21 protein-coding genes are annotated in these 24,607 nt (G+C 71.6%); 11 read left to right on the top strand and 10 right to left on the bottom strand.

What is annotated here, in order from left to right; all coding sequences use genetic code 11:
• Positions 1-58: 58 nt before the first annotated feature.
• Both ELQ40_RS02820 and ELQ40_RS02825 read right to left on the bottom strand, forming a co-directional pair.
• Positions 59-1,450 carry an aspartate aminotransferase family protein gene (locus ELQ40_RS02820; RefSeq protein WP_127792311.1) on the bottom strand — a complete coding sequence of 464 codons (1,392 nt, stop codon included), beginning with the start codon at positions 1,448-1,450 and terminating at the stop codon, positions 59-61.
• Between the two features lie 11 nt (positions 1,451-1,461).
• Positions 1,462-2,946: a CoA-acylating methylmalonate-semialdehyde dehydrogenase gene (locus ELQ40_RS02825; protein WP_127792312.1), complete on the bottom strand. Its 1,485-nt coding sequence runs from the start codon at positions 2,944-2,946 to the stop codon at positions 1,462-1,464.
• A gap of 226 nt (positions 2,947-3,172) precedes the next feature.
• On the opposite strand from ELQ40_RS02825, the gene ELQ40_RS02830 reads away from it, so the two are divergent.
• From ELQ40_RS02830 to ELQ40_RS02840, 3 genes are all read left to right on the top strand, one after another.
• Positions 3,173-4,801: a PucR family transcriptional regulator gene (locus tag ELQ40_RS02830; protein WP_127792313.1), complete on the top strand. Its 1,629-nt coding sequence runs from the start codon at positions 3,173-3,175 to the stop codon at positions 4,799-4,801.
• Positions 4,802-4,904: 103 nt separating this feature from the next.
• Positions 4,905-5,357: a VOC family protein gene (locus tag ELQ40_RS02835; RefSeq protein WP_127792314.1), complete on the top strand. Its 453-nt coding sequence runs from the start codon at positions 4,905-4,907 to the stop codon at positions 5,355-5,357.
• Positions 5,358-5,361: 4 nt separating this feature from the next.
• A complete protein-coding gene (locus ELQ40_RS02840; RefSeq protein WP_127792315.1) occupies positions 5,362-6,108 on the top strand; it encodes a helix-turn-helix domain-containing protein in 747 nt (248 codons plus the stop codon).
• An 11-nt stretch (positions 6,109-6,119) separates the two neighbouring features.
• Here the strand turns inward: ELQ40_RS02840 and ELQ40_RS02845 are convergent, their stop codons facing one another.
• From ELQ40_RS02845 to ELQ40_RS02855, 3 genes are all read right to left on the bottom strand, one after another.
• Entirely contained in the window at positions 6,120-6,527 is a 408-nt protein-coding gene (locus ELQ40_RS02845) for a cupin domain-containing protein (protein WP_127792316.1), read from the bottom strand.
• Positions 6,524-7,972, bottom strand: coding sequence for an FAD-binding oxidoreductase (locus ELQ40_RS02850; RefSeq protein ID WP_127792317.1), 1,449 nt, complete (start codon positions 7,970-7,972; stop codon positions 6,524-6,526). The genes ELQ40_RS02845 and ELQ40_RS02850 overlap by 4 nt, the downstream gene beginning before the upstream one ends.
• Positions 7,973-8,174: 202 nt before the next feature.
• On the bottom strand, positions 8,175-9,683 hold the full coding sequence (locus ELQ40_RS02855) for an XRE family transcriptional regulator (RefSeq protein ID WP_127792318.1): 1,509 nt from the start codon (positions 9,681-9,683) through the stop codon (positions 8,175-8,177).
• A 264-nt stretch (positions 9,684-9,947) separates the two neighbouring features.
• Here ELQ40_RS02855 and ELQ40_RS02860 point away from each other — a divergent pair, with 264 nt between their 5' ends.
• From ELQ40_RS02860 to ELQ40_RS18710, 3 genes are all read left to right on the top strand, one after another.
• Positions 9,948-11,417: an anaerobic C4-dicarboxylate transporter family protein gene (locus ELQ40_RS02860; protein ID WP_127792319.1), complete on the top strand. Its 1,470-nt coding sequence runs from the start codon at positions 9,948-9,950 to the stop codon at positions 11,415-11,417.
• Between the two features lie 13 nt (positions 11,418-11,430).
• Positions 11,431-12,783 carry a M20/M25/M40 family metallo-hydrolase gene (locus ELQ40_RS02865; protein WP_127792320.1) on the top strand — a complete coding sequence of 451 codons (1,353 nt, stop codon included), beginning with the start codon at positions 11,431-11,433 and terminating at the stop codon, positions 12,781-12,783.
• Between the two features lie 106 nt (positions 12,784-12,889).
• Positions 12,890-13,378, top strand: coding sequence for a hypothetical protein (locus tag ELQ40_RS18710; protein WP_164863454.1), 489 nt, complete (start codon positions 12,890-12,892; stop codon positions 13,376-13,378).
• 24 nt (positions 13,379-13,402) lie between these two features.
• Here ELQ40_RS18710 and ELQ40_RS02875 read toward each other — a convergent pair whose 3' ends face one another.
• Positions 13,403-13,849, bottom strand: coding sequence for a VOC family protein (locus ELQ40_RS02875; protein WP_127792322.1), 447 nt, complete (start codon positions 13,847-13,849; stop codon positions 13,403-13,405).
• Positions 13,850-13,978: 129 nt separating this feature from the next.
• Between ELQ40_RS02875 and ELQ40_RS02880 the strand changes: the two genes are divergently transcribed.
• Complete coding sequence (locus tag ELQ40_RS02880) at positions 13,979-14,932, top strand: YafY family protein (protein ID WP_127792323.1); 954 nt, start codon at positions 13,979-13,981, stop codon at positions 14,930-14,932.
• 7 nt (positions 14,933-14,939) lie between these two features.
• Here ELQ40_RS02880 and ELQ40_RS02885 read toward each other — a convergent pair whose 3' ends face one another.
• The 3 genes from ELQ40_RS02885 to ELQ40_RS02895 all read right to left on the bottom strand — a co-directional run bounded on the left by ELQ40_RS02885 (position 14,940) and on the right by ELQ40_RS02895 (position 17,756).
• The gene (locus ELQ40_RS02885) at positions 14,940-16,484 is read right to left on the bottom strand and encodes a permease prefix domain 1-containing protein (protein WP_127792324.1); all 1,545 of its coding nucleotides are present in this window, start codon (positions 16,482-16,484) and stop codon (positions 14,940-14,942) included.
• 1 nt (position 16,485) lies between these two features.
• Entirely contained in the window at positions 16,486-16,845 is a 360-nt protein-coding gene (locus ELQ40_RS02890; protein WP_127792325.1) for a PadR family transcriptional regulator, read from the bottom strand.
• Between the two features lie 200 nt (positions 16,846-17,045).
• A complete protein-coding gene (locus ELQ40_RS02895) occupies positions 17,046-17,756 on the bottom strand; it encodes a hypothetical protein (protein ID WP_127792326.1) in 711 nt (236 codons plus the stop codon).
• 683 nt (positions 17,757-18,439) lie between these two features.
• On the opposite strand from ELQ40_RS02895, the gene aceA reads away from it, so the two are divergent.
• The 3 genes from aceA (at position 18,440) to ELQ40_RS02910 (ending at position 22,137) form a co-directional block, all read left to right on the top strand.
• Entirely contained in the window at positions 18,440-19,771 is a 1,332-nt protein-coding gene (gene aceA, locus ELQ40_RS02900; protein WP_127792327.1) for an isocitrate lyase, read from the top strand.
• A gap of 28 nt (positions 19,772-19,799) precedes the next feature.
• Positions 19,800-21,470 (top strand): malate synthase A, encoded by a 1,671-nt coding sequence (gene aceB / locus ELQ40_RS02905; protein WP_205649414.1) that lies wholly within the window; start codon positions 19,800-19,802, stop codon positions 21,468-21,470.
• A gap of 130 nt (positions 21,471-21,600) precedes the next feature.
• The gene (locus ELQ40_RS02910; protein WP_127792328.1) at positions 21,601-22,137 is read left to right on the top strand and encodes a GNAT family N-acetyltransferase; all 537 of its coding nucleotides are present in this window, start codon (positions 21,601-21,603) and stop codon (positions 22,135-22,137) included.
• A gap of 9 nt (positions 22,138-22,146) precedes the next feature.
• On the opposite strand, the gene ELQ40_RS02915 is transcribed toward ELQ40_RS02910, so the two are convergent.
• Positions 22,147-23,511 (bottom strand): deoxyribodipyrimidine photo-lyase, encoded by a 1,365-nt coding sequence (locus tag ELQ40_RS02915; protein WP_127792329.1) that lies wholly within the window; start codon positions 23,509-23,511, stop codon positions 22,147-22,149.
• A gap of 62 nt (positions 23,512-23,573) precedes the next feature.
• Between ELQ40_RS02915 and ELQ40_RS02920 the strand changes: the two genes are divergently transcribed.
• Positions 23,574-24,584, top strand: a complete 1,011-nt coding sequence (locus ELQ40_RS02920; RefSeq protein WP_127792330.1) for an FHA domain-containing protein — start codon at positions 23,574-23,576, stop codon at positions 24,582-24,584.
• Positions 24,585-24,607 lie beyond the last annotated feature (23 nt).

A 24,607-nucleotide genomic window follows, 5' to 3' on the forward strand; every position in this document is an offset into this window, starting at 1 on the left:
TGCCGCCCATGGTACTCGCGGGCGGCCTCCGCGGGACGGGTGCGTCCCCGGAGGTGGTTCAGACGACGTGCGCGTCCGCGAGCGTCAGGGCCTCGTCGATGACGTCGAGGCCTCGGCGCAGCTCCTCCTCCGAGATGACGAGCGGCGGCGCGACGTGCAGGCGGTTGAAGTGCGTGAACGGCCACACCCCGGCGCGCTTGCACGCCGCGGCGACCTCGGCGACCGGCGCGGCCACCGCGCCCGACGCGTTGAACGGCACGAGCGGCTCACGGGTCGCGGGGTCGCGCACGAGCTCGATCGCCCAGAACAGCCCCCGCCCGCGCACGTCGCCGACCGACGGGTGAGCGGCCGCGAGCTCGCGCAGGCGCGGCTCGACGACGCGCTCGCCGAGGTCTCGCACACGCTCGAGGATGCCGTCGCGTTCGAACACCTCGAACGTCGCGACGCCGGCGGCGCAGGCCAGCGGATGCCCCGAGTACGTGAGGCCGCCTGCGAACGGCACGGTGTCGAAGTGCTCGGCGATGCGCTTCGAGATGACGACGCCGCCGAGCGGCACGTATCCCGAGTTGACGCCCTTCGCGAACGTGATGAGGTCGGGCGTGACACCGAAGGCGTTCACCGCGAACCATTCGCCGACCCGGCCGAAGCCGACCATCACCTCGTCGGCGATGTAGACGATGCCGTACCTGTCGGCCAGCGCGCGCACGCCCTCGAGGTAGCCGGGCGGCGGCACGAGCACGCCGTTGGTGCCGACGATCGTCTCGATGAGGATCGCCGCGATCGTCGACGCGCCCTCCAGCACGATGACCTGCTCGAGGTGCGCGAGCGCACGTTCGGTCTCCTCCGCCTCGCTCGCCGAATGGAACGCCGAACGATACGGGTACGGACCGAAGAAGTGCGCGACCGAGCCGTCGCTCGGCTCGTTCGGCCAGCGGCGCGGGTCGCCCGTGAGCGAGATCGCCGTGCCCGTGCCGCCGTGGTAGCTGCGGTACATCGACAGCACCTTGCGCCGGCCGGTGAACGCGCGGGCCATGCGTACCGCGTACTCGTTCGCGTCGGCGCCGCCGTTCGTGAAGAACACTCTGTCGAGGTCGCCCGGTGCGACCTCGGCGATGCGCCGGGCGAGCTCGCCGCGGACGTCGGAGGCCATCGACGGCTGGATCGTCGCGAGTCGCCCGGCCTGGTCGCGGATCGCTTCGACCAGGTCGGGGTGCTGGTGCCCGAGGTTCAGGTTCACGAGCTGCGAACTGAAGTCGAGGTACGGGTTGCCCGCGTAGTCCCAGAACGTCGAGCCGGAGCCCGCCGCGACGGGCAGCGGGTCGATCAGGGCCTGCGCGCTCCACGAGTGGAACACGTGCGCCCGGTCGTCGGCGCGCACGCGGGCGTCGGCGTCGAGGTCGGGCAGGCCGAGCGGCGGGGCATCCGTCGCGGTGGCGATCGTGTCGGTCATCGCGGCCTCGCTCAGTGGTTCGACGGGAAGCCGAGGTTGACCTGCGACTCGCTCGGGTCGGGCCAGCGGGTCGTGACGACCTTCGAGCGCGTGTAGAAGTGGATCGACTCGGGGCCGTAGATGTGCGAGTCGCCGAACAGCGAGTTCTTCCAGCCGCCGAACGAGAACGCGCCGATCGGCACGGGGATCGGCACGTTGACGCCGACCATGCCGACCTCGATGTCGAACTCGAACTGCCGGGCCGTGCGGCCGTCGCGGGTGAAGACGGCGACGCCGTTCGCGAACCGGTTCGCATTGATGAGCTCGACGGCCTCGTCGTAGGTCTCGACCCGCACGACCGAGAGCACCGGCCCGAAGATCTCGTCCTCGTAGACCCGCATGCCCGGCTTCACGTGGTCGACCAGCGACGTGCCGATGAAGAAGCCATCGCCGTCGAACTGCGCCTGCGTGCCGTCGACCACGACCGTGGCGCCCTCGGCCGCGGCGCCGGTGACATACGAGGCGACCTTGTCGCGGTGCTCGCGGGTGATCAGCGGGCCCATCTCGCTCGAGGCATCCGTGCCGTCGCCGATCTTCAGCGCCGCCATGCGCGACGCGACCTTCTCGATCATCGCGTCGGCGACGTCGCCCACGGCGACGAGCACCGAGACGGCCATGCAGCGCTCGCCCGCCGAGCCGTATGCGGCGGAGACCGCGGCGTCGGCCGCCGAGTCGAGGTCGGCGTCGGGCATGACGACCATGTGGTTCTTCGCGCCGCCGAGCGCCTGCACGCGCTTGCCGTTGGCGGACGCGCGCTCGTAGATCGACTTCGCGATCGGCGTCGAGCCGACGAAGCTCACGGCCTTGACGTCGGGGGAGTCGAGGATCGTGTCGACCGCGACCTTGTCGCCGTGCACGACGTTGAGGACGCCTGCGGGCAGGCCCGCCTCCTCGAACAGCTTCGCGAGGAACACCGAGGCGCTCGGATCCTTCTCGCTCGGCTTGAGCACCACGGTGTTGCCGCACGCGATCGCCGACGCGACCATCCACAGCGGCACCATCACCGGGAAGTTGAACGGGGTGATGCAGCCGACCACGCCCACCGGCTGCTTCACCGAGTGCACGTCGACGCCGCGGGCGACCTGCTCGGCGCGCTCGCCCTTGAGCAGGTGCACGAGGCCCGCCGCGAACTCCAGGTTCTCGATGCCGCGACTGATCTCGCCCTTCGCATCGTCGAGCACCTTGCCGTGCTGGCTCGTGATGATCGCGGCGAGCTCGTCCTGCCGGTCCACGAGGAGCTGTCGGACCCGGAAGAACACGTCGGCGCGCTTCACGAGACCCGTCGCGCGCCACGCGGGCAGGGCCGCCTTCGCCGCGGCGATCGCCTGCTCGACCTCGGCGGTCGACGCGAACGCGACCTCGTCGTCCTGCGCGCCCGTCGCCGGGTTGTAGACCGGTCCGGTCCGCTCGGCGTCGGCGCGGTCTTCGCCCGCGATGTGGTGCTGGATGAGGGTCATCCGGGTTCCTCCGTGGTTCATGGTGGTGCTGGGTTCGTGGTGGTGCCGCGTGCCGCATGAGCGGTTCTGGCCGACCTCGGTCGGACAGATCGACCGGGTCGTCTAGGCTTGCGAATCCCAGTGTTCCAAAGGCGAAGGGCGAGCAAGGGTGGCAGATCGTCGCGAAGGGGCCGCAAATCGGACGGATCGTCTGCATGACGCATCGGTCGGCGGCGGCCTGCCGACCGTGCGCGAGATCCTGGCGCTGCCCGCGGTCGTCGAGGGGGTGCCCGAAGTGCTCGTCGGCGACGACGCGGGCGACGTCCTGGCCGCGCGCGTGCGGTGGGCGCACGTCTCCGACAGCCCCGGCGTCGCACGGCTCCTCGACGGCGGCGAGCTGCTGCTCACGACCGCGTCCGGGTGGCCGGCCGAACCCGACGAGCTGCGTGCGCTCGTCGAGGGACTCGTCGACGTCGGTATCGCGGGCCTCGTCGTCGAGCTCGGCGTGCACTACCGGTACGTGCCCGCGGTCGTCGTCGACGCGGCTCGCGAGCGCGGGCTGGCGCTGGTGGCGCTGCACCGCGAGGTGAAGTTCGTCGCGCTGACCGAGGCCGTGCACGGGCGCATCATCTCCGAGCAGACGGCCGCCCTTCGTGCCCGCGACGACGTGCGCGAACGGTTCACGGCGCTGGCCCTGCGCGGGTCGCCGGCCGACTTCATCGTGGAGCAGCTCGCGCGCACGCTTGGCTCGGGAGTGGTGCTCGAGAACCTCGGGCACGAGGTCGTCACGGCCGAGGTACCGCTCGCCGACGAGCAGGACCTCTTCGCCGGGTGGGGGATGCGGTCGCGTGCAGCGCACCGGCGCGCCGACGACCCGCGCGCCGACGACCGGCGCGCCGAGTCGGGAACCGAGGGTGACTGGCTCATCGTCCCGGTGGAGGCGCGCGGGGTGCGCTGGGGGAACCTGGTCGCGCTGCCCGGCCCCGAGCATCCGGCAGGCCGGTCGAGTGTGCTCGAGCAGGGGGCGATCGCGCTCGCCCTCGGGCGCCTCGCGGACGGCGACGGCGACGAGTGGGCGCGCATCGGACGCCGCCGGCTCGTCGACGACCTGCTGCAGGGGAGGTTCGCCGGCGCGGGTGCAGCGGCCGCACGGTTCGAGGCGGCGGGGCTGCCGCTGCACGGGATGCGGCTGCACGGCATGGTTGCTTCGGGCGCCGCGGTCACCGCCGATCGAGCGGATGCCGCGGCGCGAGGCCTCGGCGGCCGGGTCGTGGTCGGGTCGGCCCCGGAGGGCGCTCGCGTGCCGTCGCCCGCCGTGACCCTGCTGCTCGCGCTGCCTCGGGGCGGTGCCGCACTCGCCGATGCCGCCGCGGTCGCCTTCGCCCGGGCGCTCGCCGCCGATGCGCCGGCCGCCGAGCGCCTGGTGCTCTCGGTCGGCTCGGAGGCCGTCGGCCTCGACGGTGCGCTCGCGTCGCTGCACGAGGCGGTCGACCTCGCGCGCGGTGCTGCACCTCGCACCGGCCGGGCGCTCGCCGCACGCGGACCGGTACTGCGCCGTGCCGACGACCGCCCGCTGGTTCGGCTCGTGGCGACGCTCCGCGACGACCACCGGCTGCTCGAGCACGGCGAGCGCATGCTGGCACCGCTCATCGAGCACGATCTCGGTCGCGGCGGCGACCTGCTCGACGTACTCGGGGCGATGCTCGCGCATCCCGGCAACCGCACGGCGGCGGCATCCGCATCGCACCTGTCGCGCTCGGTGTTCTACCAGCGGCTCGCGCTCATCGAGGACCTGCTCGGGCTGGACCTCGATGACGGCGAGACGCAAACGGCGCTGCACCTGGCGTTGCTCGTGCGGCGGAGCACGCAGCGATAGCGCTCACCGAGGTTTACTTGCTCTTGACAAGTTCACTTGCGAAGAGCAAGCTTGGCATCGGGATCCCGAATCACTCGACCGCATCGACCGACCGGAGCCAGCAATGTCCACCAGCATCTTCGTCAACTTCTCCACCTCCGACCTCGACCGCGCCAAGGCGTTCTACGAGTCGCTCGGCTGGACCATCAACCCGCTTTTCACCGATGAGAACGCCGCGTGCGTCGTCATCGACGAGCACCTCTACTTCATGGTGCTCACCCGCGAGTACTTCTCGACCTTCACCGACAAGCAGCTCATCGACCCCGCCACGCAGGCGCAGGTGCAGCTCGCGTTCACCCGCGAGTCGCGCGAAGGCGTCGACGAGATCATGGCCAAGGGCCTCGCCGCCGGCGGCGCCGAGCCGCGCGAAGCGCAGGACCTCGGGTTCATGTACTCGCGCGACCTCGAAGACCCCGACGGCAACGTGCTCGGCTTCCTCTACATGGAGCCGACCGCCGTCGACCAGGGCCCCGAGGCGTACATGACCGAGCAGGGCGCCGCGCCGGCGTCGGCCTGAGCACATGGCCACCCGCGCCGTTCGAGGCCTCGGCCAGTACAGCGGCGTCGCGCGCGCCGTGGAGCGGGTCGGCGAACGATGGGCACTGCTCATCGTCCGCGACCTGCTCCACGGCGCGCGCCGGTACAGCGACCTCAAGCAGGGGCTGCCGCGCATCCCGACCAACATCCTCAGCGACCGACTGAAGGAACTGCAGGAGGCGGGCATCGTCCGCCGCGTGCCGACCGTGCGGGGCGGGTACGAGCTGACGCCCTACGGTCGCGCGCTCGAGCCGGCCGTGCTCGCGCTCGAACGCTGGGGGATCTCGGCGCTCGGCGAACCCGGTGACGACGAGATCGTCACCGCAGACGTGCTCGCGACGATGCTGCGAGCGGCCTTCCGGCCCGCCGAGGCCGCCGCGCTGCCGCCGACCGAGTACGTGCTGCACGTGGGCGGCGCCTCGGTAAGCGCGACGGTGATCGGCGATCGCCTCGACATCGTGCCCGTCGGCCCGGGCGCACTGCCGCAACCGGCTCGGGCGGTGTCGGCCGAGCCGCCCGAAGCGATCCTCGAACTCCTGGCCGAGCCGCCGGTGTTCGCCGGGCTGCTCTCCGGCGACGGAACCGGCGCAGGCGCCGCCGAGATCGACCGCGTCTCGGTGCTCGCCGGGCGACCCTCGTTCGTCGAGCGGTTCACCCGGACGTTCCACGTGGAGCGGGTCGGCCCGGCGGCCGACGGCGAGCAGGTCGCCGCGGACACGGCGGTCGCGTAGCCCGTCACCGGCTACGGCGCGACGTACACCTTCCGCAGCGTCTCGCGCACCGTCCATACGGTCTGCATGCCGGCCTCGAGCCGCACGAGCGAACCCGGCGCGAGCTCGATCGACGGCAGCGCCGGATCGACGAACTCGACCGTCGCGTCGCCCGCCAGCACGACGAACACCTCGTCGGCCTCGACATCGCGCATCGCGCCGGGCGTCATCTCCCAGACGCCGATCGTGCGGCCGGATGCCGCATCGGGCGCGGATGCATCGAGCACCGCGTGCCCCGTCTCGGGCGCGCCGGCGACGACCTGGTCGGGCGCGACCGGTTCGTGGCGGAGTGTCAGGCCCGAGGCATCCGTCACCGCACCGGCGATGAGGCGGGTCGCGTCTGCGGGGGCATCCGTGCCGGTCGCCGTCTCATCGCTCATGAATCGAACCCCAATCCCAGCGCGTCGAGCGTCTTCAGCAGCAGGTTGCGCCGGCCGCCGTTGTGATCGGCGCGGTCGAGCGACCAGCGGGTCGCGTTGATGCCGATGGATGCCGCGGGCTCGGGCGGGAACGGCAGGGGGCGCTTGCGCACCATCTCGAGCTGCGTGCGCTCGTTGTCGCGGCGCTCGAGCAGGTCGAGCATGACCTCGCCGGCGAACCGCGTCGAACCCACGCCCAGGCCGGTGAACCCGGCGGCATAGGCGACGCGGTGGTCGCGGGCCGTGCCGAAGAACGCGGTGAACTGCGTCGAGGTGTCGATCGCGCCGGCCCACTGGTGACTGAACCGCAGCCCCGCGAGCTGCGGGAACGTCGTGAAGAAGTGGCTCGCGAGCGTGCGCCACGTCTCGGGGCGGCGCTCGTACCGTTCGCGCACCCGACGGCCGTAGTGGTAGATCGCGTCGTAGCCGCCGAACAGGATGCGGTTGTCCTTCGAGAGCCGGTAGTAGTGGAACTGGTTCGCGAGGTCGCCGATGCCCTGGCGGTCCCTCCACCCGATCGCGTCGAGCTGCGCGTCGTCCAACGGTTCGGTCATGAGCACGTAGTCGTACACCGGTACCGTCATGAGCCGGTTGCGCTTGATCAACGACGGGAACACGTTGGTCGCCAGCACCGCGCGAGCCGCGTCGACGCGGCCGCCGTCGGTGAAGACCTCGACCGCGCCCGTCGAACCCGGGGTGTCGATGCGGCGCACGGGGGAGCGCTCGAAGATCTCGACCCCGCGCTCCTCGGCTGCACGTGCGAGTTCGGCGGCGAGCCGCGCGGGGTGCAGCATGCCGCACGAGCGCCGCTCCCACAGCCCGGCGAGGTACGTCGGCGAGGCGACGGATGCCTGCACCGCGGCCTCGTCGAGGAACACCACGTCGTCGTCGCCGTGCGCCGCGGCCTCCGAGGCCATCTCCCGCAGCCACTCGACCTGGTGCGGTTCGACCGCGGGGCCCAGCTGGCCGGTGCGCTCGAACTGGAAGTCGACGCCGTACCGCGACTCGGCGGCCTCGATCGCGTCGAGGTTCTCCATGCCGAGCCGTTCGAGCACGGGCATCTCGTCGGGCCACCGGCTCATGCCGTTCTCGAAGCCGTGCGTGAGGCTCGCCTCGCAGAACCCGCCGTTGCGGCCCGACGCGGCCCAGCCGACCCGGCGCGCCTCGACCAGCACGACATGCGCGTCGGGGTTGCGCTCCTTCGCGAGCAGTGCCGTCCAGAGGCCGGTGTAGCCGCCGCCGATCACGACGAGGTCGGCGACGATGCGACCGGTGAGCTTCGGCCGGTCGGGCCTGGCGGCGGCCGGGAGGTCGACGATCCAGAACACGGATTCCTGCGTGCCGGCGAGCGCGTGGTCGACGACCGAGGCGGGCGGGCGACGTCGTTCGAAGACGGTGGTTCCCACGGGATCACTCCGATGCGGTTGGTGCGTCCATCCTCCCGCGCGGGTGCGAGGACGCGCCAGCCTCGGGTGTCGCGAACGGATGCCCCGGCCGGACGGGTCGTCCGGGTGTCGAATCCCGTGACCATTTCAGGACGAGACCGGTCATGCGCCCGTATGCGGACCAGCGGCGCTCTGGTCCTGAAAAGGCGTACTGCGTGGCGGGTCAGGCCTGCGGCGCGTGCGCCTCCAGGAACTGGAACACCTCGGTCTGGTCGACGCCGGGGAACGTGCCGGTCGGCAGGGCCGCCAGCAGCGAGGTCGGGGTTCGGGCCGCGGGCCACGAGGCATCCGCCCACTTCTCGGCCAGCCCGGCGGGCGCCTGGCAGCACGACGGGTCGGGGCAGCGGGAGACCGCGCGGTGCGGGGTCTCGCGCCCGCGGAACCACTTGACGTGCTCGAAGGGCACGCCGACCGAGACCGAGTACTCGCCCTCCTTCGCCTTCTCGATGCGCGACGTGCACCAGAACGTTCCGGACGACGTGTCGGTGTACTGGTACCAGGGGCTGAAGCGGTCTTCGACGTCGAAGACGGTTCGCGCGGTCCAGTTGCGGCACATGATCGTGCCCTCGATCGCGCCGAGCGCGTCGGACGGGAACTTCACGCGGTCGTTCTCGTACGCCTTGATGATCGTGCCCGACTCGTGCACCTTCACGAAGTGCACCGGGATGCCGAGGCGCGCGGTCGCGAGGTTCGTGAAGCGGTGCGCCGCCGTCTCGTACGAGACGGCGAAGTGGTCGCGCAGTTCCTCCATCGAGATGCGGCGCAGGTTCTTCGCCTCGGTGAGGTAGCGCACGGCCGCCGCCTCGGGCAGCAGGATGGCGGCCGTCAGGTAGTTCGTCTCGATGCGCTGGCGCAGGAAGTCGCCGTAGTTCTGCGGCTCCTCGTGGCCGAGCACCTGCGACGCGAGCGCCTGCAGGATCGGCGACCGCGAGTCGCGCGACGGCGACTGCGAGGTCGGCAGGTAGATGCGGCCGTGCCGCTTATCGGTCACCGACCGGGTCGAGTGCGGCAGGTCGCCGACGTAGTGCAGCGAGAACCCGAGATGCGAGGCGAGGTCGGCGACGAGCTGGTGCGAGACCGGGCCGCCCGCATAGCCGATCGCCTGCAGCAGCTCGGCCGCCTGCTGCTCGAGTTCGGGCTCGAAGTTGTCGCGTGCGCGCATCTCGGCGCGGAGGTCGGCGTTGGCGCGGCGCGCCTCCTCCGGGGTCGCGGCGCGTTCGCGGTGCAGTCGTTCGATCTCGTGGTGCAGCGCGAGGATCGTCGCGAGCGTCTGGTCGCTCATCGTCTTCGCGACGCGGAACGGCTCGAGTCCGAGCGCGTCGAAGACCGGCCCGCGCTGCGCGCGCTCGACCGCGATCTCGAGCGCGGCGCGTTCGGAGGGGGCATCCGTGCGGAGCAGTTCGTCGACGGTGGTGCCGAGCGCGAGCGCGATGGTGCGCAGCATCGACAGACGCGGCTCGCGCTTGCCGTTCTCGATCGCGCTGACCTGCGAGGGGGCGCGGTCGATCGCCTGGGCGAGGGCGCCGAGCGTCATGCCGCGGGCCGTTCGCCGCTCGCGGATGCGACGGCCGAGGGTGAGCGCGTCGACGTGGCCCGAGTCATCCGGGCCGTCGGCGGACGCGGCGAGCGCGGCCGCCAGCGAGGCGGCGCGGGTCGGATCGGCGGTGACCATGCCTCGATGCTCACACGCGGGAGCGGATGCCGCAAACGGAACAACATCGGAAGTTCTGTGTTTCGAGGCCGGATCCCGTCGATGCGACCCGGTCTCCGCAGTGTACCCGCATGAAGAGTCCGGATACTTCTCCAGCTCGACCGTTGCCTCAGGTCGGCCTGCTGGCCGCCAGTCATCTCGCCCGGGTGACTTTCGCGGTGCTGCTCGCCCCGCGACTGAGCCCGGCGATATGGTGAGCGAAGGATCGCGTGCTGGGGGGTCGCCGTGGACATCTTCGTCGTCGTGCTGCAGGCCGTCGTGGTCATCGGGGCCATCGTGATGGGCGTCCGGACCGGCGGCCTCGGGCTCGGGCTCTGGGGCGTCGTCGGCACGGCCATCCTGGTGTTCGGCTTCCAGTTGCCGCCGGGCTCGATCCCCATCGACGCGTTCTTCATCATCATCGCCGTGATCACCGCGTCCTCGGCGATGCAGGCCGCGGGCGGCATCGACTACCTCGTCGCGATCGCGTCGAAGATCATCCAGGCCAACCCCAAGCGCCTCACCTACGTCGCCCCGCTCGTCGCGTTCGTCTTCACGCTGCTGGCAGGCACGTCGAACATCTACTTCGCGCTCATCCCGATCATCTACGAGACGGCGTACCGCAACGGCCAGCGCCCCGAGCGCGCCCTCGCGTCGTCGACGGTGACCTCGGCACTCGGCATCACCTCGAGCCCGGTGTCGGCCGCGATGGCGGCGTACCTCGTGCTCATGGACGGCACCGGCTACGGCCTGCCGCAGATCCTCGCGATCACGATCCCCGCCGCCGTCGTCGCGTGCATCGTGACGTCGCTCGTGCAGCAGCGCCTCGGCAAGGAGCTCGTCGACGACCCGGTGTTCCGCAAGCGCGTCGCCGACGGCGCGGTCGAGGTTCCGGCCGTGCTCAAGGACCGGTACGCGGTGGCGACCGGAGCCGTCGCGACCGGGTCCGGCGGCGCGGGTGCACCGTCGAGCGGCGGGGCGGATGCCTCGGGCCGGCCTGCCCCGGCTGGGTCGGATGCCGCCGACGCCCGCCCCGCGCGCATCGAGCACCCGGTGCCGAAGGGGGGAGCCACGTCGGCGTGGATCTTCCTGAGCGGTACGTTCCTCATCGTGCTGTTCGGCCTGTTCTCGGGCCTGCGGCCGTCGTTCCCGAACGAGGACGGCGACCTCGAGCCGATCGGCATGGCGACGATCATCGAGATGGTGATGTTCACCGTCGCGCTCGCGATCATCCTCGTCCGCAAGGTGAAGCCGTCCTCGGTGGTCGATCAGCCGCTGCTCAAGGCCGGCTTCGTCGCCGCCGTCGCGCTGTTCGGCATCGCCTGGATGGCCGACACGTTCATCTCCGCCAACGAGGAGACGATCATCGCGCCGCTCGGCGACTTCATCGAGCAGCAGCCGATCCTGCTCGCGGTCGCGCTCTTCGTCGTCGCGGGACTCACCACGAGCCAGTCCGCCACCACGAACACGCTCGTGCCGATCGCGCTCGCCGCGGGTCTCGCGCCGGGCGTCATCACCGCGATGTGGCCGTCACTCGTGGGCGTCTGGCTGTTCCCCGCCAACGGCTCGCAGATCGCCGCCGTCGAGACCGACCTCACGGGCTCGACGAAGCTCACGCAGGTGCCGGTGTGGCACTCGTTCACCATCCCGATGCTCGTCTCGTGGGTGTCCGTGGTCGCCGCGGGCCTGCTCATGCAGCTGATCATCCCGGTGTGATCAAGGAGGAACCATGTCGGAGTCCGACGACCTGAAGTCCGCCGCCGCGGCGCTGATGCCCGAGGTGCTCGAGCGCCACGCGGCGCTCGTGCGCATCCCGTCGGTCGCATTCCCCGGATTCGACCCGGCGCCCGTCCACGAGATGGGGCAGGCCGTCGTCGATCTGTTCACGGATGCCGGCGCCGACGGCGTGAGGCTCCTCGACGTGCCCGACGGCTACCCGTGCGTCTACGCCGACCTGCCCGGCCCCGAGGGCTCGCCGACCGTGTTGCTCTACGCGCACTACGACGTGCAGCCGGCACCCGAGTCGCAGGGCTGGTCGACCGACCCCTGGGAGCCCGTCACGAAGGAGGATGGACGCATCTACGGGCGAGGGTCGGCCGACGACAAGTCGGGCCTGGCGATCCACTTCGGCACGCTGAAGCTCCTCGGCGCCGACCGGCCGTGCCGGATCAAGATCCTCGTCGAGGGCGAGGAGGAGACGATCTCGCACCTCGAGCCCTTCGTCGAGGCGAACCCCGAGCTGTTCGCGGCCGATGCCTTCGTGATCGGCGACATCGGCGGTCAGGCCGCGGGCCGGCCCGGGCTGACGACCGCGCTGCGCGGCGATGTCGCCTGCACGGTGACGGTGCGCACGCTGGAGTTCCCCGTGCACTCCGGCGAGTTCGGCGGCGCGGCGCCCGATGCGATGACCGCCATGATCCGCATCCTCGACTCGCTGCACGACGAACACGGCGACACCGTGATCCCGGGCGTACCGAGCGGCACCTGGGACGGCGCCGACATGGACGAGGACGTCTACCGCGGCGGTTCCGCCATCCTGCCGGGCGTGGAGTTCCTCGGCACCGGCTCGCTGTCCGACCGCATCTGGGCGAAGCCCTCGGTCACCGTGCTCGGCATGGACCTGCCGAACACGACCGAGGCGTCGAACGTCCTGTTGCCGCAGGTGACGGCCAAGCTGTCGATGCGCATCATCCCCGGCGTGGACGCCGAGGAGCAGCTCAACCTGCTCATGGACTTCCTGCGGTCGCACCGGCCATGGAATTGCGAGGTCACCGTCGAGAAGGTCAAGACGGGGTATCCGTTCCACGTCGACGAGTCCCACCCGGCGATCGTCGCCGGCGAGGACGCGCTCACCGACGCCTACGGGGTCGAGGTCGAGAAGATCGGCAGCGGAGCGTCGATCCCGCTCGTCGCGTCGCTCAAGAAGGTGTCCCCGGATGCCGCGATCCTGCTCTGGGGGGCAGAGGACACGGCGAAGTCGCGCATCCACGCGTCGGACGAGTCGGTCGACCCGGGAGAGATCGAACGGATGATCGCGGCGCAGGTCGGGTTCATCCGCAGGTTCGCAGCGGCCGAGGCGTAGGCGGCGCGCGCGGGGAGCGCTCCCCATTTCCCGAAGGGGAGGATCCTTGGTTGGATGTTCCGGGGGGTCGGTTCCGGCCTCGGAACACGTGAAGGGGAATCTCCGCATGTCTGCACTCCGCCGAATCGGCGCCGTCTCGTCCGCTGCGATCGCACTCCTGCTCCTCAGCGGGTGCACCGGGGCCGCCGAACCTACCGCCGAGTCGTCGAACGCCGCGACGAAGGCGCCCGCGACGAGCGAGGCCCCCGATGCCGAGGGCGGGTCGGACGGCACCGGCCAGGCCGTCGCCGAGGCGTGCGCGGGCATCCAGGCGGCCGTCGCCGACGTCGCGTCGGTCGACACCAGCGACCCGGCCGCGGCGCTCGAGGCGCTCCGGGGCGCCTCGGCGTCGGTGACCGAGGCTGCGGCGGCCGTCGAGAACGCCGAGGTCAAGCCCGCGGCCGACGCCGCCGCCACCGCGCTCGGCGACTACGTGGTGTTCCTCGACGGCGTGATGGCCGACCCGGCGAACGCCGACATGAACGCGATGAGCGAGCAGATCACCGCGCTGCAGACGAGCATCACCGACCTCGGCACGGTCTGCGCCGCCGGCTGAGCCAGGCATGCTCGGCGCCCGGTCTCAGGATCGGGCGCCGACCTGCTCCAGGTAGTGCACGTTCGTCATGATGCCGAGTGCGTTGCCGAACGGGTCGACCACCGAGGCCGTGACGAAGCCGGGCCCGCGCTCGGTGATCGGATCCAGCGGGGTGGCGCCGAGTTCGAGGAGGCGGGCGAGCGATCCGGCGAGGTCGTCGACATACCAGTGGATGACCGGACCGGCCGTCGCGGCTCCGCCACCGTTCGGCGCGTCGTCGCCGGGCGCGGCCATGCCGGCCGGTGCGAACCGGCGGTCGACGAACCCGAGCTCCTGTTCGAGGTCGCCGATGCGGAACTCGACGTAGGCGTTCCGCCCGTCGGGTCCGGCGGTGTGGAAGTACGGTTCGATGCCGAGCACCTCCGCGTACCACGCGGCGGTGGCGTCGGGGTCCTCGACGTACAGGTTGACGGTGGCGATGCCTCGCAGCATGGGCTCCTCTTCTCGTGGTCGTTCTCATGGTCGGCTGAGCCGGCCGGACGGGCGCTCATCGCCCGATGCATCCATGATCGAACGCAGAAGTGCTCACCTTCTGACAACTTTTCAGCGGAGAATGGGATCATGCGTGCGGATCGCCTGGTCGCCACCCTGCTGCTGATGCAGGCGCGCGGGCGCGTGACCGCGCGTGAGCTCGCCGAGGAGCTCGAGATCTCGGTCGCGACCGCCCGTCGCGACCTCGAAGCGCTGTCGGGGGCCGGCGTGCCCGTCTACCCGCAGCCCGGACGCGGCGGCGGATGGTCGCTGCTCGGCGAGGGCCGCACCGATCTCAGCGGCTTCACCGCGTCGGAGGCGCGGGCCCTCTTCCTCCTGCTCGGGCCACGGGCCGGTGAGTCCGACGCCGGCCGGTCGGCGCTGCGCAAGGTGCTCCGGGCACTGCCGGCCACCTTCCGCGCGGATGCCGAGGCGGCCGCCGATGCGGTGATCGTTCGGCCTGGCGGGAGCGAGACGGATGCTGCAACGCTCGCGGACCTCCAGCACGCCGTCGTCGAACATCGAGTGGTGCGCTTCCGCTACACGGCGTGGGGGCGCCCGCCGCGCGAGCGCCAGGCCCGGCCGCTCGGCCTGGTCGAGCACGGCGCCGCCTGGTATCTCGTCGCAGAGGCCCATGGTGGCGATCGAGACGGCGAGCGGCGCACCTACCGCGTCGATCGCGTCGCCGGATTCGAGATGCTCGACGAGCGCTTCGAGCCGCCCGCGGAATTCTCGCTCGACGACGCCTGGCGCGAGGTCGAGGGGCGCGTCGGCGAGCTCCGGGCGCGGGCATCCGCCGTGGTGCTCGTCGACCCGAGCATGGTCGACGAGGTGCGCGGCTGGGTCGGCGCCACCACTCTCGAAGGCGTCGAGGCCGACGGACGCGTCCGCGTGCATGCCACGGCCCCGGCCGAGGAGGTGCTGCTCCGACGCCTCGCGGCCTGGGCGCACGTCGCCGAGGTCGTCGAACCGGAGTCGCTGCGCGCGGCCCTCGCGGCCGCGGGTGCCGCACTCGTCGCGCGGTACGGCGCCGGCCCGACCTGAACCGCCCCTACTCGAACCCGAACAGCACGGGGAACGCGACCGCCACGATCGCCGCCCACGCGAGGTAGACGGGCAGGTACCCGGTCTGCCACCGCTCGAGGCGGTCGAACGGCACGCGCCCTCGCAGGAACCCGAGCTGCAGCCACGCCGACCAGGCGAGGTTGACGAGCAGGATCACGTTGAGTCCGAGCGACGCGGTCTTGTTCGGGCTCCAGCCGAACTCGCCCGTGCGGCCGACCATCGCGACCAGCACGAACAGGTCGACGACGAGCGCGGCGGCGAGCATGACGAGCTGGATCCGTTCGAACCAGCCCGCCCGCTGCAGCGGATCGCGCGACGAGTACGAATACACGAGCAGCGCGAGCACCACGACGAGCACGAGGTCGAACGCGATGAGCAGTTCGCGCTCGGCTTCGACGACGTTCCACTGCAGCACCGCCGCGACCACGAGCGCGAGCAGCATGATCGTGAACAGCGGAGTGAACACCTTGGTGAGCACGGGTGCGATGTTCTCGATCACGCGCTGCTTCGCGTCGACGAGCCAGGCCGCGACGAGCACCGCGCCGGGGATCGCGCACGGCAGCACCCAGTCGTTGAAGAACCAGGCGACGTCGACGTCGATCGTCGAGAACACGCCGATCGTCAGGGCCGAGAGCCCGGCGCCGACGAGCGCGATGAGCACGTAGTAGACGACCCATTCGCCGCTGAACCGCACGAAGTCCATGCGGCCGGCGCTCGTGCGCCACCCGTCGCCGACGTAGGCGAGCCCGGTGACGAGCCAGAGGGCGACGGCCGCGTGCAGCGAAGCGAGCAGTTCGGTCGCGGCCGGCGGCGCGCCGAACAGCTCGGTCGCGCCCGGACCGCCCCACGGGTACAGGTTCAACACGAGTCCGGCGGCGAGGAACGCGCCCGCGATGCCGAGCAGGACGCCGAGCGTCGGACGGTGCCGCCACGCGAACCAGGCGGCGAGGAACGGCAGCACGAGCACGGCGCCGTTGCGCAGGAAGAACGCGGGGTCGGTCGTGAGCTCGGCGGCGACCTTCACCGCGAGGCCCGCGCCGACCCCGAGCAGCAGCGCGACGGCGAGGCCGTTCGCGCGATTCCAGAACGGGACCGACCGGGATGCAGCAGCGGCCCCGTCGGATGCGCCGGCGAAGCCGGCATCGGATGCGGCGCCGAGGCCGGAGTCGGCGTCGACGCCGGATGCCGCGCCGGATGCCCCTCCGCGCCGCTCGTCGGCGACCGCGGAGTCGTCGAGCACGAGCTGCTTCCACAGGCGCTCGGAGTGCACGCGCGCGTACTCGTGCGACAGGTCGTCGACCGCGCCGAGGCGCTTGACCGCGACGAGGAACGCCTCGTCGTCGTGCAGCCCGGCGGCGCGGAGCGCATCGACGCGGTCGAGCAGGTGGCCCTCGAGCTCGTCGATGTCGGATGCCGTGAGCGTCTCGCGCCGTTCGACCCAGCTGCGCCAGGAGGCGACGAGGTCGTCGAGTCCGGGCGAGGCGCCGGGCCCGGGCGCCTCCGGCGTGCCTGCGGTGTCGGCCGCGCGCATGTCACGCACCCCCGAGCGCGGGAGTCGGGCCGCCCTGCACCGACCAGAGTTTGTCGAGCACGTCGCCGACGACGGTCCACTGCCGGCGCTGCTCGGCGAGCGCCGCGGCGCCCGTCGGGCTCAGCCGGTAGTGCTTGCGCGGGCGCCCGGCATCCGATTGCCGCCATTCGGAGGCGACGAGCCCCTGCCGTTCGAGCCGGTGCAGCAGCGGGTAGAGCATGCCGTCGCTCCACTCGAGTTCGCCGCCGGAGAGCCGCGACACCTGCTGCAGGATCGCGTAGCCGTACGACTCGCCCTCCGACAGGATGCCGAGGACGACCGGGGTCGCGGCGGCCGCGACGAGGTCCTTGCCGATGCGCATGCCTGTCTCCCTCCGGCGCCCACGTACCTTGCAGCGCCACATACATTGAACTGCAAGGTAACTAGAAGTGCAAGGTGTGGCTGTGCATCGGCCCGCCCGCCGGCCCCATCTGCCCATCCGAAGGCGGTGTACGTGGACGCGATTGGTCGGTTCGCTCCCGCCCGAGCGACCACTCGTGTCCAAGCGCGGCGACGGACCACTCAGCCACGCCATCCGCGGTCGCGCAGCGCGCGCGCCGTGCGCTCGACGAGTTCGCTGCGGGGCATCCGCTTCGTCGTGCGGATGACGAGCCAACCGTCGGCCGCGAGGTCGTTGAGTCGCGCGACGTCCGTCGTCCACTGCGCGAGGTCCAGGCGATGGTGCTCGCCGTCGTATTCGACGAGCACCCGGTACCCCCGGAACACGAGGTCACCGCGCGTCCGTCGGCCGGACCGGAGGGTGATCATCCCGTTCGGCTCCGGTTCGGGCAGACCGGCGCGCACGAGCGCCAGACGAAGCAGAGACTCCTGCCTCGAGTACGAGTCCGCGCGGAGTTCCGACCGGGCGCGGAGCAACCGAACCATTCCCGCGCGCCCGGCGTACCGGTCGAGCGCGGCGTCGATCTCGTCGAAGGTCGCCAACGGCTGGGGAAGACCGACCAGCCGGTCACCGGCGGCGACCAGATCGTCGAGGCCGAGCATCGTCGAGAGCGTGCACCAGGTGTCGGACGGGCTCATCACCTGCAGGCCGCGGAATCGTCGCACCTCGGCATCGACCGTCGTCGAGTGGCCGGCGACGCCGCGTCCACGCGGAGCTCGCCCGCCGCGCAGCGCCGAGACATGCACCCTCGGATCCCGTTCCCGGTCCGGCGGGATCGGCAGCCCGAGCATCGACGCGGCGGTCGAATGCGAGAACGCATGGTCATCGCGCATAACCGGTCCGTATGCCGCCGCATGGTCGAATGCGGTCTCGAGGGCGGAAGTCGTGCGGACGCCGTGAAAGGGTGCGGAGAGGTCCGCTGCCCGCAGACGCCGCCTCGTCACACCCATGCTCAATGCCGTTCCGGTGCCGAACGGCGCCTCGGTGAGGGGATGGGGGAGAGCACGCGGGCGGGGCATCCGGTCAGCATCGCCGAGCGGAGGCTCGCAGCCGGCTGGGCAGCCCGATCCGTGGACTCTGCGCGCTCCACGGCCCGTGGGGGGAATGGTCGCGGCCGCCGGGTCGCGAGGCCGGAGTCAGCCGCACGCCCGGACCCAGATGGTCGGTGCGGATGGCTTGGAGCGGCCATTCGCGTCCGCGCGAGGTGCCAGCCCTGCGCGCCCGGACTCAGCTGGTCGGTGCGGGTGGACTCGAGCGACCATTCGCGTCCGCGCGGGTGAGGAGGGCGTGAGAGGAGGGCGCGAGAGGAGGGTTCTTCTCCCGCGCAGAACTTCGCGGAAAGTTCACCCCCCGAATCGTCGGTCGGCCGCTCCTCGCCGGGCGCATCGTGGATGTCACAGGCCACGGATGCCCCGCCACGAGGCATCCGGCACCGCGAACATCACGGCACCGACCGAGGTCCCGAGCCCACCGGCCCAGGACCCGGCACGAGCCACACGACACGAGGAGCACGACGATGAGCACCCGCCCCGGTGACCAGACCCAGACCGCCGCCGAGCTGCAGCTCGAGTGGGACGCCGACCCCCGCTGGGAGGGCGTCAAGCGCGACTACACGGCGGAGGACGTCGTCGCGCTGCGCGGCCCGGTCCGCGAGGAGCGGACGCTCGCCAAGCGCGGCGCCGAGAAGCTCTGGGAGAACATCTCGAAGAACACCGGCACCGCGTTCGACCGCATGGAGGACCCGGAGTGGTCGGCCGCGCTCGGCGCCCTCACCGGCAACCAGGCCGTGCAGCAGGTGCGCGCGGGACTCAAGGCCATCTACCTCAGCGGCTGGCAGGTCGCCGCCGACGCGAACCTGAGCGGCCAGACCTACCCCGACCAGTCGCTCTACCCTGCGAACTCGGTTCCGGCGGTCGTGCGCCGCATCAACAACGCGCTCCTGCGCGCCGGGCAGATCGAGCAGGGCACGCCCGGCCCCGACGGCGAGCGCGACTGGATGGCCCCGATCGTCGCTGACGCCGAGGCCGGCTTCGGCGGTCCGCTGAACGCGTACGAGCTCATGCACCAGATGATCGAGGCGGGCGCCGCCGGCGTGCACTGGGAGGACCAGCTCGCGAGCGAGAAGAAGTGCGGCCACATGGGCGGCAAGGTGCTGATCCCGACGAGCCAGCACATCCGCACGATCAACGCGGCGCGCCTCGCGGCCGACGTCGCCGGTGTCCCGTCGATCATCATCGCCCGCACCGACGCGCTCGCCGCGACGCTGCTGACGAGCGACCACGACGAGCGCGACCAGCCGTTCGTCACGGGCGAGCGCACCGCCGAGGGCTTCTACAACGTGCAGAACGGCATCGAGCCGGTCATCGCCCGCGGCCTCGCCTACGCCGAGTACGCCGACCTGCTCTGGGTCGAGTCGGCCGAGCCCGACCTCGACCTGGCGCGCCGCTTCGCCGAGGCCGTGCACGCGAAGTTCCCGGGCAAGCGCCTGAGCTACAACTGCTCGCCGAGCTTCAACTGGAAGCGCCACCTCGACGACGACCAGATCGCGAAGTTCCAGCGGGAGCTCGCGTCGATGGGATACGCGTTCCAGTTCATCACGCTCGCGGGCTTCCACGCCCTCAACCACTCCATGTTCACGCTCGCCAAGGACTACAACGAGCGGCACATGAGCGCATACGTCGACCTCCAGGAGGCGGAATTCGCCTCGGAGGCATCCGGGTACACCGCCACGCGCCACCAGCGCGAGGTCGGCACCGGCTACTTCGACCGGATCGCCACGGCGCTGAACCCCAACAGCGCGACCCTCGCCCTCGTCGGATCGACCGAGGAAGAGCAGTTCCAGCACTGACGCCCGTCCACTGAGACAGGAGACGACCATGAACACCCTGACCATCGAACGAACGGATGCCCCGCCGCGTCCGACGACGACGACGAGCTTCAGCGCGGCCCGCCCGCGCATGGAGGTCACCGGCCCGATCGGCGAGCGGTACGACGAGATCCTCACACCCGCGGCGCTCGAGTTCCTCGCCGAGTTGCACGACCGGTTCGCCGGCACCCGCCACGACCTGCTCGCGGCCCGCCTGCAGACCCGCGTCGACGCCGCGAACGGCCGCGACCCGAGGTTCCTGCCCGAGACCGAGTCCATCCGCGCCGACCGCACCTGGCGGGTCGCGGGCGCGGGCCCGGGCCTCGAGGACCGCCGCGTCGAGATCACCGGTCCCACCGACCGCAAGATGACGATCAACGCGCTCAACTCGAGTGCGAAGGTCTGGCTCGCCGACCAGGAGGATGCCACGAGCCCCACCTGGCGGAACGTCATCGAGGGCCAGCTGAGCCTGTTCGACGCGCTGCGCGGCGACCTGTCGTTCACGAGCCCGGAGGGCAAGGCGTACCGGCTCGAGCGCGACATCCGCGAGACGCCGACCATCGTGTTCCGTCCGCGCGGCTGGCACCTCACCGAGAAGCACGTGCGGTTCCACGACCGCGCGGGGCGTGCGCTGCAGGCGTCCGGGTCGCTCGTGGACTTCGGCCTCTACGCGTTCCACAACGCGAAGCGGCTGATCGAGCTCGGCCGCGGGCCGTACTTCTACCTGCCGAAGCTGGAGTCGCACCGCGAGGCGAAGCTGTGGAACGACATCTTCGTGTTCACGCAGCAGTACCTCGGCATCCCGCAGGGCACGATCCGGGCGACCGTGCTGATCGAGACGATCCAGGCCGCGTTCCAGATGGAGGAGATCCTCTACGAGCTGCGCGACCACTGCGCGGGCCTGAACGCCGGCCGCTGGGACTACATCTTCTCGATCGTGAAGACGTTCCGGTCGCGGGGTCGCCGGTGGGTGCTGCCCGACCGCAGGCAGATCACGATGACGGTGCCGTTCATGCGCGCCTACACCGAACTGCTGGTCGCGACCGCGCACCAGCGAGGCGCATATGCCATCGGCGGCATGAGCGCGTTCATCCCGAACCGGCGCAACCCCGAGGTGACCGAGCGCGCGCTCGCCGCGGTGGCCGCAGACAAGCGCCGCGAGGCATCCGACGGGTTCGACGGCACCTGGGTCGCGCACCCCGACCTGATCGACACCGCGCGGGCCGAGTTCGACCGCGTGCTCGGCGACGAGCCGAACCAGCTCGGCCGGCTGCGCGAGGACGTCGAGGTGACGGCGGCGCAGCTGCTCGACATCCCGTCGATCGGCGGTGAGATCACCGAGCACGGCGTGCAGGAGAACATCTCGATCGCGATCCGCTACGTCGAGTCGTGGCTGCGGGGCACCGGCGCCGCGGCGCTCGACGACCTGATGGAGGACGCCGCGACCGCGGAGATCTCGCGCTCGCAGGTGTGGCAGTGGTTGCACGACAACACCGTGACGGCCGAGGGCACCCGCATCGACCAGACGTCGATCGTGCGCCTCATGGCCGCGGCCGTCGCCGAGCTGCCCCGCTTCGAGGGCGACCGGTTCGACGACGCGATCTCGGTGTTCCGGTCGGTGGCGCTCGAACCCGAGTTCCCGACGTTCCTCACCCTGAGCGCGTACGCCCGCTTCCTGTAGCGAGCACACGCGCGCCGCGCCGACCGGCCACCACGACCGGCCGCCACGACCGGCCGCGCCGACCGCCCACGACGAGCGGATGTCCCGACCCGGGGCATCCGCTCGTCGCATGCGGTGCCATGATCGATGGATGCCCGAGCTCGTGATCCGTGCCGCAGCCGCCGACGACGCCGAGCGCATCGCCGTGCTCGCCGCGGCGACCTTCCCGCTCGCGTGTCCGCCGAGCACGACGCCCGAGGCCCAGCAGGCCTTCATCGCCGAGCACCTGAGCGCCGAGCGGTTCGCCGCGTACGTCGGGGACCCCGAGCGGGCGGTGCTGGTGGCCGAGGCATCCGACGGCGCCATGCTCGGGTACGCGATGCTCATCGCCGGCGACCCGTCCGACGCCGATGTCGCGGCCGCGGTCGCCGAGCGGCCCGCCATCGAGCTGAGCAAGTTCTACGCGAGCCCGACGGTGCACGGCGCGGGCGTCGCCGCGTCGCTCATGCAGGCGGTCGTCGACGTCGCACGGGCGACGGGCGCTACGGTCTGCTGGCTCGGCGTCAACGAGGAGAACGAACGCGCGCAGCGGTTCTACGCGAAGCACGGGTTCCGGCAGGTGGGCCGCAAGCGGTTCCGCCTCGGGGACCGGTGGGAGGACGACCACGTCCTCGCGCTGCCGCTCTGACGCGAGCCGTCAGGCCCGGGCGGAGGCGGCCGCCACCTTCACCGACTCGTAGGCCGCGAGCGCCTCGCGCCGGCCCTCGGCGAGGTCGACGATCGGCTCGGGGGAGTCGTCGGTGTCCGGGTCGGGGAGCCAGCGGCGCCGGTACGCGCCGTCCGCGTCGAACTTCGCCGCCTGCGTCTCGGGGTTGAAGATCCGGAAGTACGGCGCCGCGTCGGCCCCGGAGCCGGCCACCCACTGCCAGTTGAACGGGTTGGACGCCTCGTCGGCGTCGACGAGCGTGTCCCAGAACCACTGCTCGCCCCGGCGCCAGTCGATGAGCAGGTGCTTGACCAGGAACGAGGCCGTCACCATGCGCACCCGGTTGTGCATCGACCCGGTGCGCCAGAGTTCGCGCATGCCGGCGTCGACGAGCGGGATGCCCGTGCGTCCGCGCTGCCAGGCTTCGAGCGCGGTCGGGTGCAGCCGGGGCCAGGGGAACGCGTCGAACTCCGGTCGCAGGTTCCGGGTCGCCAGGTCGGGGAAGTGGTACAGCACGTGCCAGGCGAACTCGCGCCAGCCGAGCTCGGTGCGGAACCGCGCCGCCCCCTCGCTGCGCTTGGGCCGCATCGCCTCCCACGCCTCGAACGGGCTCAATTCGCCGAAGCGCAGGTGCGGTGAGAGGCGGGAGACGACGGGGTCGCCCATGCGATCGCGCCCGTCGGCGTAGTCCTGCACCGCATCGGCGGCGAACTCCTCGAGTCGCTCGCGGGCAGCCGCCGGACCCGGCGTCCAGGTCTCGCGGAGCCCGCCGGCCCAGTCCGGCCGAGTGGGGAGCAGCGCCCAGTCCGCGAGCCGGTCGCCGTCGAGGCGCGTCCCGTCGAGCCGGCCCGGGACCGGCAGCGGATGCCGCGGCTCGGGCGCCTCGCGGCACGCGCGCCAGAAGGGCGTGAACACCGAGTACGGCGTACCCTGCCCGGTGCGGATCGTCCACGGTTCGAACAGCAGCGAGGCCTGGAAGCTGCGGACGTCGACCCCGTCGTCGGCGAGTCCGGCCTTCAGGCCGGCGTCGACCTCGCGTGCTGCTCCGTACCGCCGATTCCACACGACGGCATCGGCACCGGCGTCGTCGACGACCTCGCGCACCACGTCGGCCCCGGCGCCGCGGCGCAGCACGAGCGGCACGCCGAGGTCGTCGAGGTCCGCGGCGAGCGACTCGAGCGAACCGTGCAACCACCACCGGGCCGCGCCGCCGAGCGGTCGCACACCCGGCGAGCCCTCGTCGAGCACGTACAGCGCGACGACCGGGGCTCCGCGTTCCGCGGCGGCGGACAGCGCCGGGTGGTCGGCGACGCGGAGGTCGTCGCGGAACCAGACGATCGTCGGGGCTGCAGCCATCTCCGAACGCTACCGCCGCCCTCGGATAGAGTCGACGGGTGTTCGAATACGCTCCAGCCGGCATGGGGACGGTGCCCGGCTTCGCGATCGTGACCGGGCGGTTCGTCACGCTGTTCGGGCGAGACGCCGACGCGGAGTTCGCCGGTGCGCTGTTCGCGGTGCTCCAGGAGGACGACGTGACACTCGTCGAGGTGCTCGACCTGCTCGCGATCGAGGGCGGCCCGGCCGACTGCGGCATCGTCGAGGTGCTCGACGAGGTCGAGCGCCGCGTGCACGTCGGTGTCCGCGGAGGCGTCGAGGTCGTCGTCGACGGCGCCGCGACCACGCGATTCTCCGGACCCGACGGCGGTGCCTGGGTGGTCGGCGAATCGACCGGCATCGCGGGCCTGCGCCTCTCGATCGACGGCGCGGATGCCTCCGCCGCCGATCGCCTCCCGGTGCAGCGCGGAGTCGTGCGCACGTCGCAGATCGCGATCGCCGAGGTGCGTGCGTCGTCGCCGAAACGGCGGACCGACCTGCCGACCCGCCGGATCGACCTGTCGTCGATCGCGTCGGCGGGCACCGCGGCATCCGCTCCGGGCGTCGCAGAACCGGTGTCGGATGCCGTGGACGAGTCCGACGCGGTGCTCGAAGCCGAGGCCGTGCTCGAGGCCGAAGCGGTGCTCGAGGCCGAGACTTCGCGTGAGGTGGCATCCGAATCGGTCGCCGTGTGGATCATGCGGCTTCCCGACGGCACCGAGCTCGTGCCGCCGGTGGTGTTCGGCCGCCGACCGGTGCCGGACGGCGCCGAGGGGGCGGTGCACATCGTGACGCCCTCGCCGCGTCGCGAGATCTCGGGCCGCCACGTCGAGGTGCGGTTCGAGGCCTCGGAGCTGGCCGCGCTCGACCTCGGTTCGACGAACGGCACGATCGTGCTGTCGGCCGACCGTGCGCCGCGCCTGCTCATCCACAACGGACAGATCACCCTCAGATCGGGCGATATACTGGACCTCGGCGAGTCCTACCTGGTGACGGTTTCCCAGGTCTCCGAGGGTCGTCGATCCACTGCAATCGGGTCCGCCAGCCCGGGCTGACGGAGAGGGACCCGAGGTGCCGA

The organism is Agromyces sp. LHK192, from assembly GCF_004006235.1.
GTDB lineage: Bacteria > Actinomycetota > Actinomycetes > Actinomycetales > Microbacteriaceae > Agromyces.

Excerpts from the sequence above, each read along its gene's own strand:
- ELQ40_RS02820 (WP_127792311.1), bottom strand. The coding sequence starts at position 1,450 with ATGACCGACACGATCGCCACCGCGACGGATGCCCCGCCGCTCGGCCTG.
- ELQ40_RS02825 (WP_127792312.1), bottom strand. The coding sequence starts at position 2,946 with ATGACCCTCATCCAGCACCACATCGCGGGCGAAGACCGCGCCGACGCC.
- ELQ40_RS02835 (WP_127792314.1), top strand. The coding sequence starts at position 4,905 with ATGTCCACCAGCATCTTCGTCAACTTCTCCACCTCCGACCTCGACCGC.
- ELQ40_RS02840 (WP_127792315.1), top strand. The coding sequence starts at position 5,362 with ATGGCCACCCGCGCCGTTCGAGGCCTCGGCCAGTACAGCGGCGTCGCG.
- ELQ40_RS02845 (WP_127792316.1), bottom strand. The coding sequence starts at position 6,527 with ATGAGCGATGAGACGGCGACCGGCACGGATGCCCCCGCAGACGCGACC.
- ELQ40_RS02855 (WP_127792318.1), bottom strand. The coding sequence starts at position 9,683 with ATGGTCACCGCCGATCCGACCCGCGCCGCCTCGCTGGCGGCCGCGCTC.
- ELQ40_RS02865 (WP_127792320.1), top strand. The coding sequence starts at position 11,431 with ATGTCGGAGTCCGACGACCTGAAGTCCGCCGCCGCGGCGCTGATGCCC.
- ELQ40_RS18710 (WP_164863454.1), top strand. The coding sequence starts at position 12,890 with ATGTCTGCACTCCGCCGAATCGGCGCCGTCTCGTCCGCTGCGATCGCA.
- ELQ40_RS02875 (WP_127792322.1), bottom strand. The coding sequence starts at position 13,849 with ATGCTGCGAGGCATCGCCACCGTCAACCTGTACGTCGAGGACCCCGAC.
- ELQ40_RS02880 (WP_127792323.1), top strand. The coding sequence starts at position 13,979 with ATGCGTGCGGATCGCCTGGTCGCCACCCTGCTGCTGATGCAGGCGCGC.
- ELQ40_RS02885 (WP_127792324.1), bottom strand. The coding sequence starts at position 16,484 with ATGCGCGCGGCCGACACCGCAGGCACGCCGGAGGCGCCCGGGCCCGGC.
- ELQ40_RS02890 (WP_127792325.1), bottom strand. The coding sequence starts at position 16,845 with ATGCGCATCGGCAAGGACCTCGTCGCGGCCGCCGCGACCCCGGTCGTC.
- ELQ40_RS02895 (WP_127792326.1), bottom strand. The coding sequence starts at position 17,756 with ATGCGCGATGACCATGCGTTCTCGCATTCGACCGCCGCGTCGATGCTC.
- aceA (WP_127792327.1), top strand. The coding sequence starts at position 18,440 with ATGAGCACCCGCCCCGGTGACCAGACCCAGACCGCCGCCGAGCTGCAG.
- aceB (WP_205649414.1), top strand. The coding sequence starts at position 19,800 with ATGAACACCCTGACCATCGAACGAACGGATGCCCCGCCGCGTCCGACG.
- ELQ40_RS02910 (WP_127792328.1), top strand. The coding sequence starts at position 21,601 with ATGCCCGAGCTCGTGATCCGTGCCGCAGCCGCCGACGACGCCGAGCGC.
- ELQ40_RS02915 (WP_127792329.1), bottom strand. The coding sequence starts at position 23,511 with ATGGCTGCAGCCCCGACGATCGTCTGGTTCCGCGACGACCTCCGCGTC.
- ELQ40_RS02920 (WP_127792330.1), top strand. The coding sequence starts at position 23,574 with ATGGGGACGGTGCCCGGCTTCGCGATCGTGACCGGGCGGTTCGTCACG.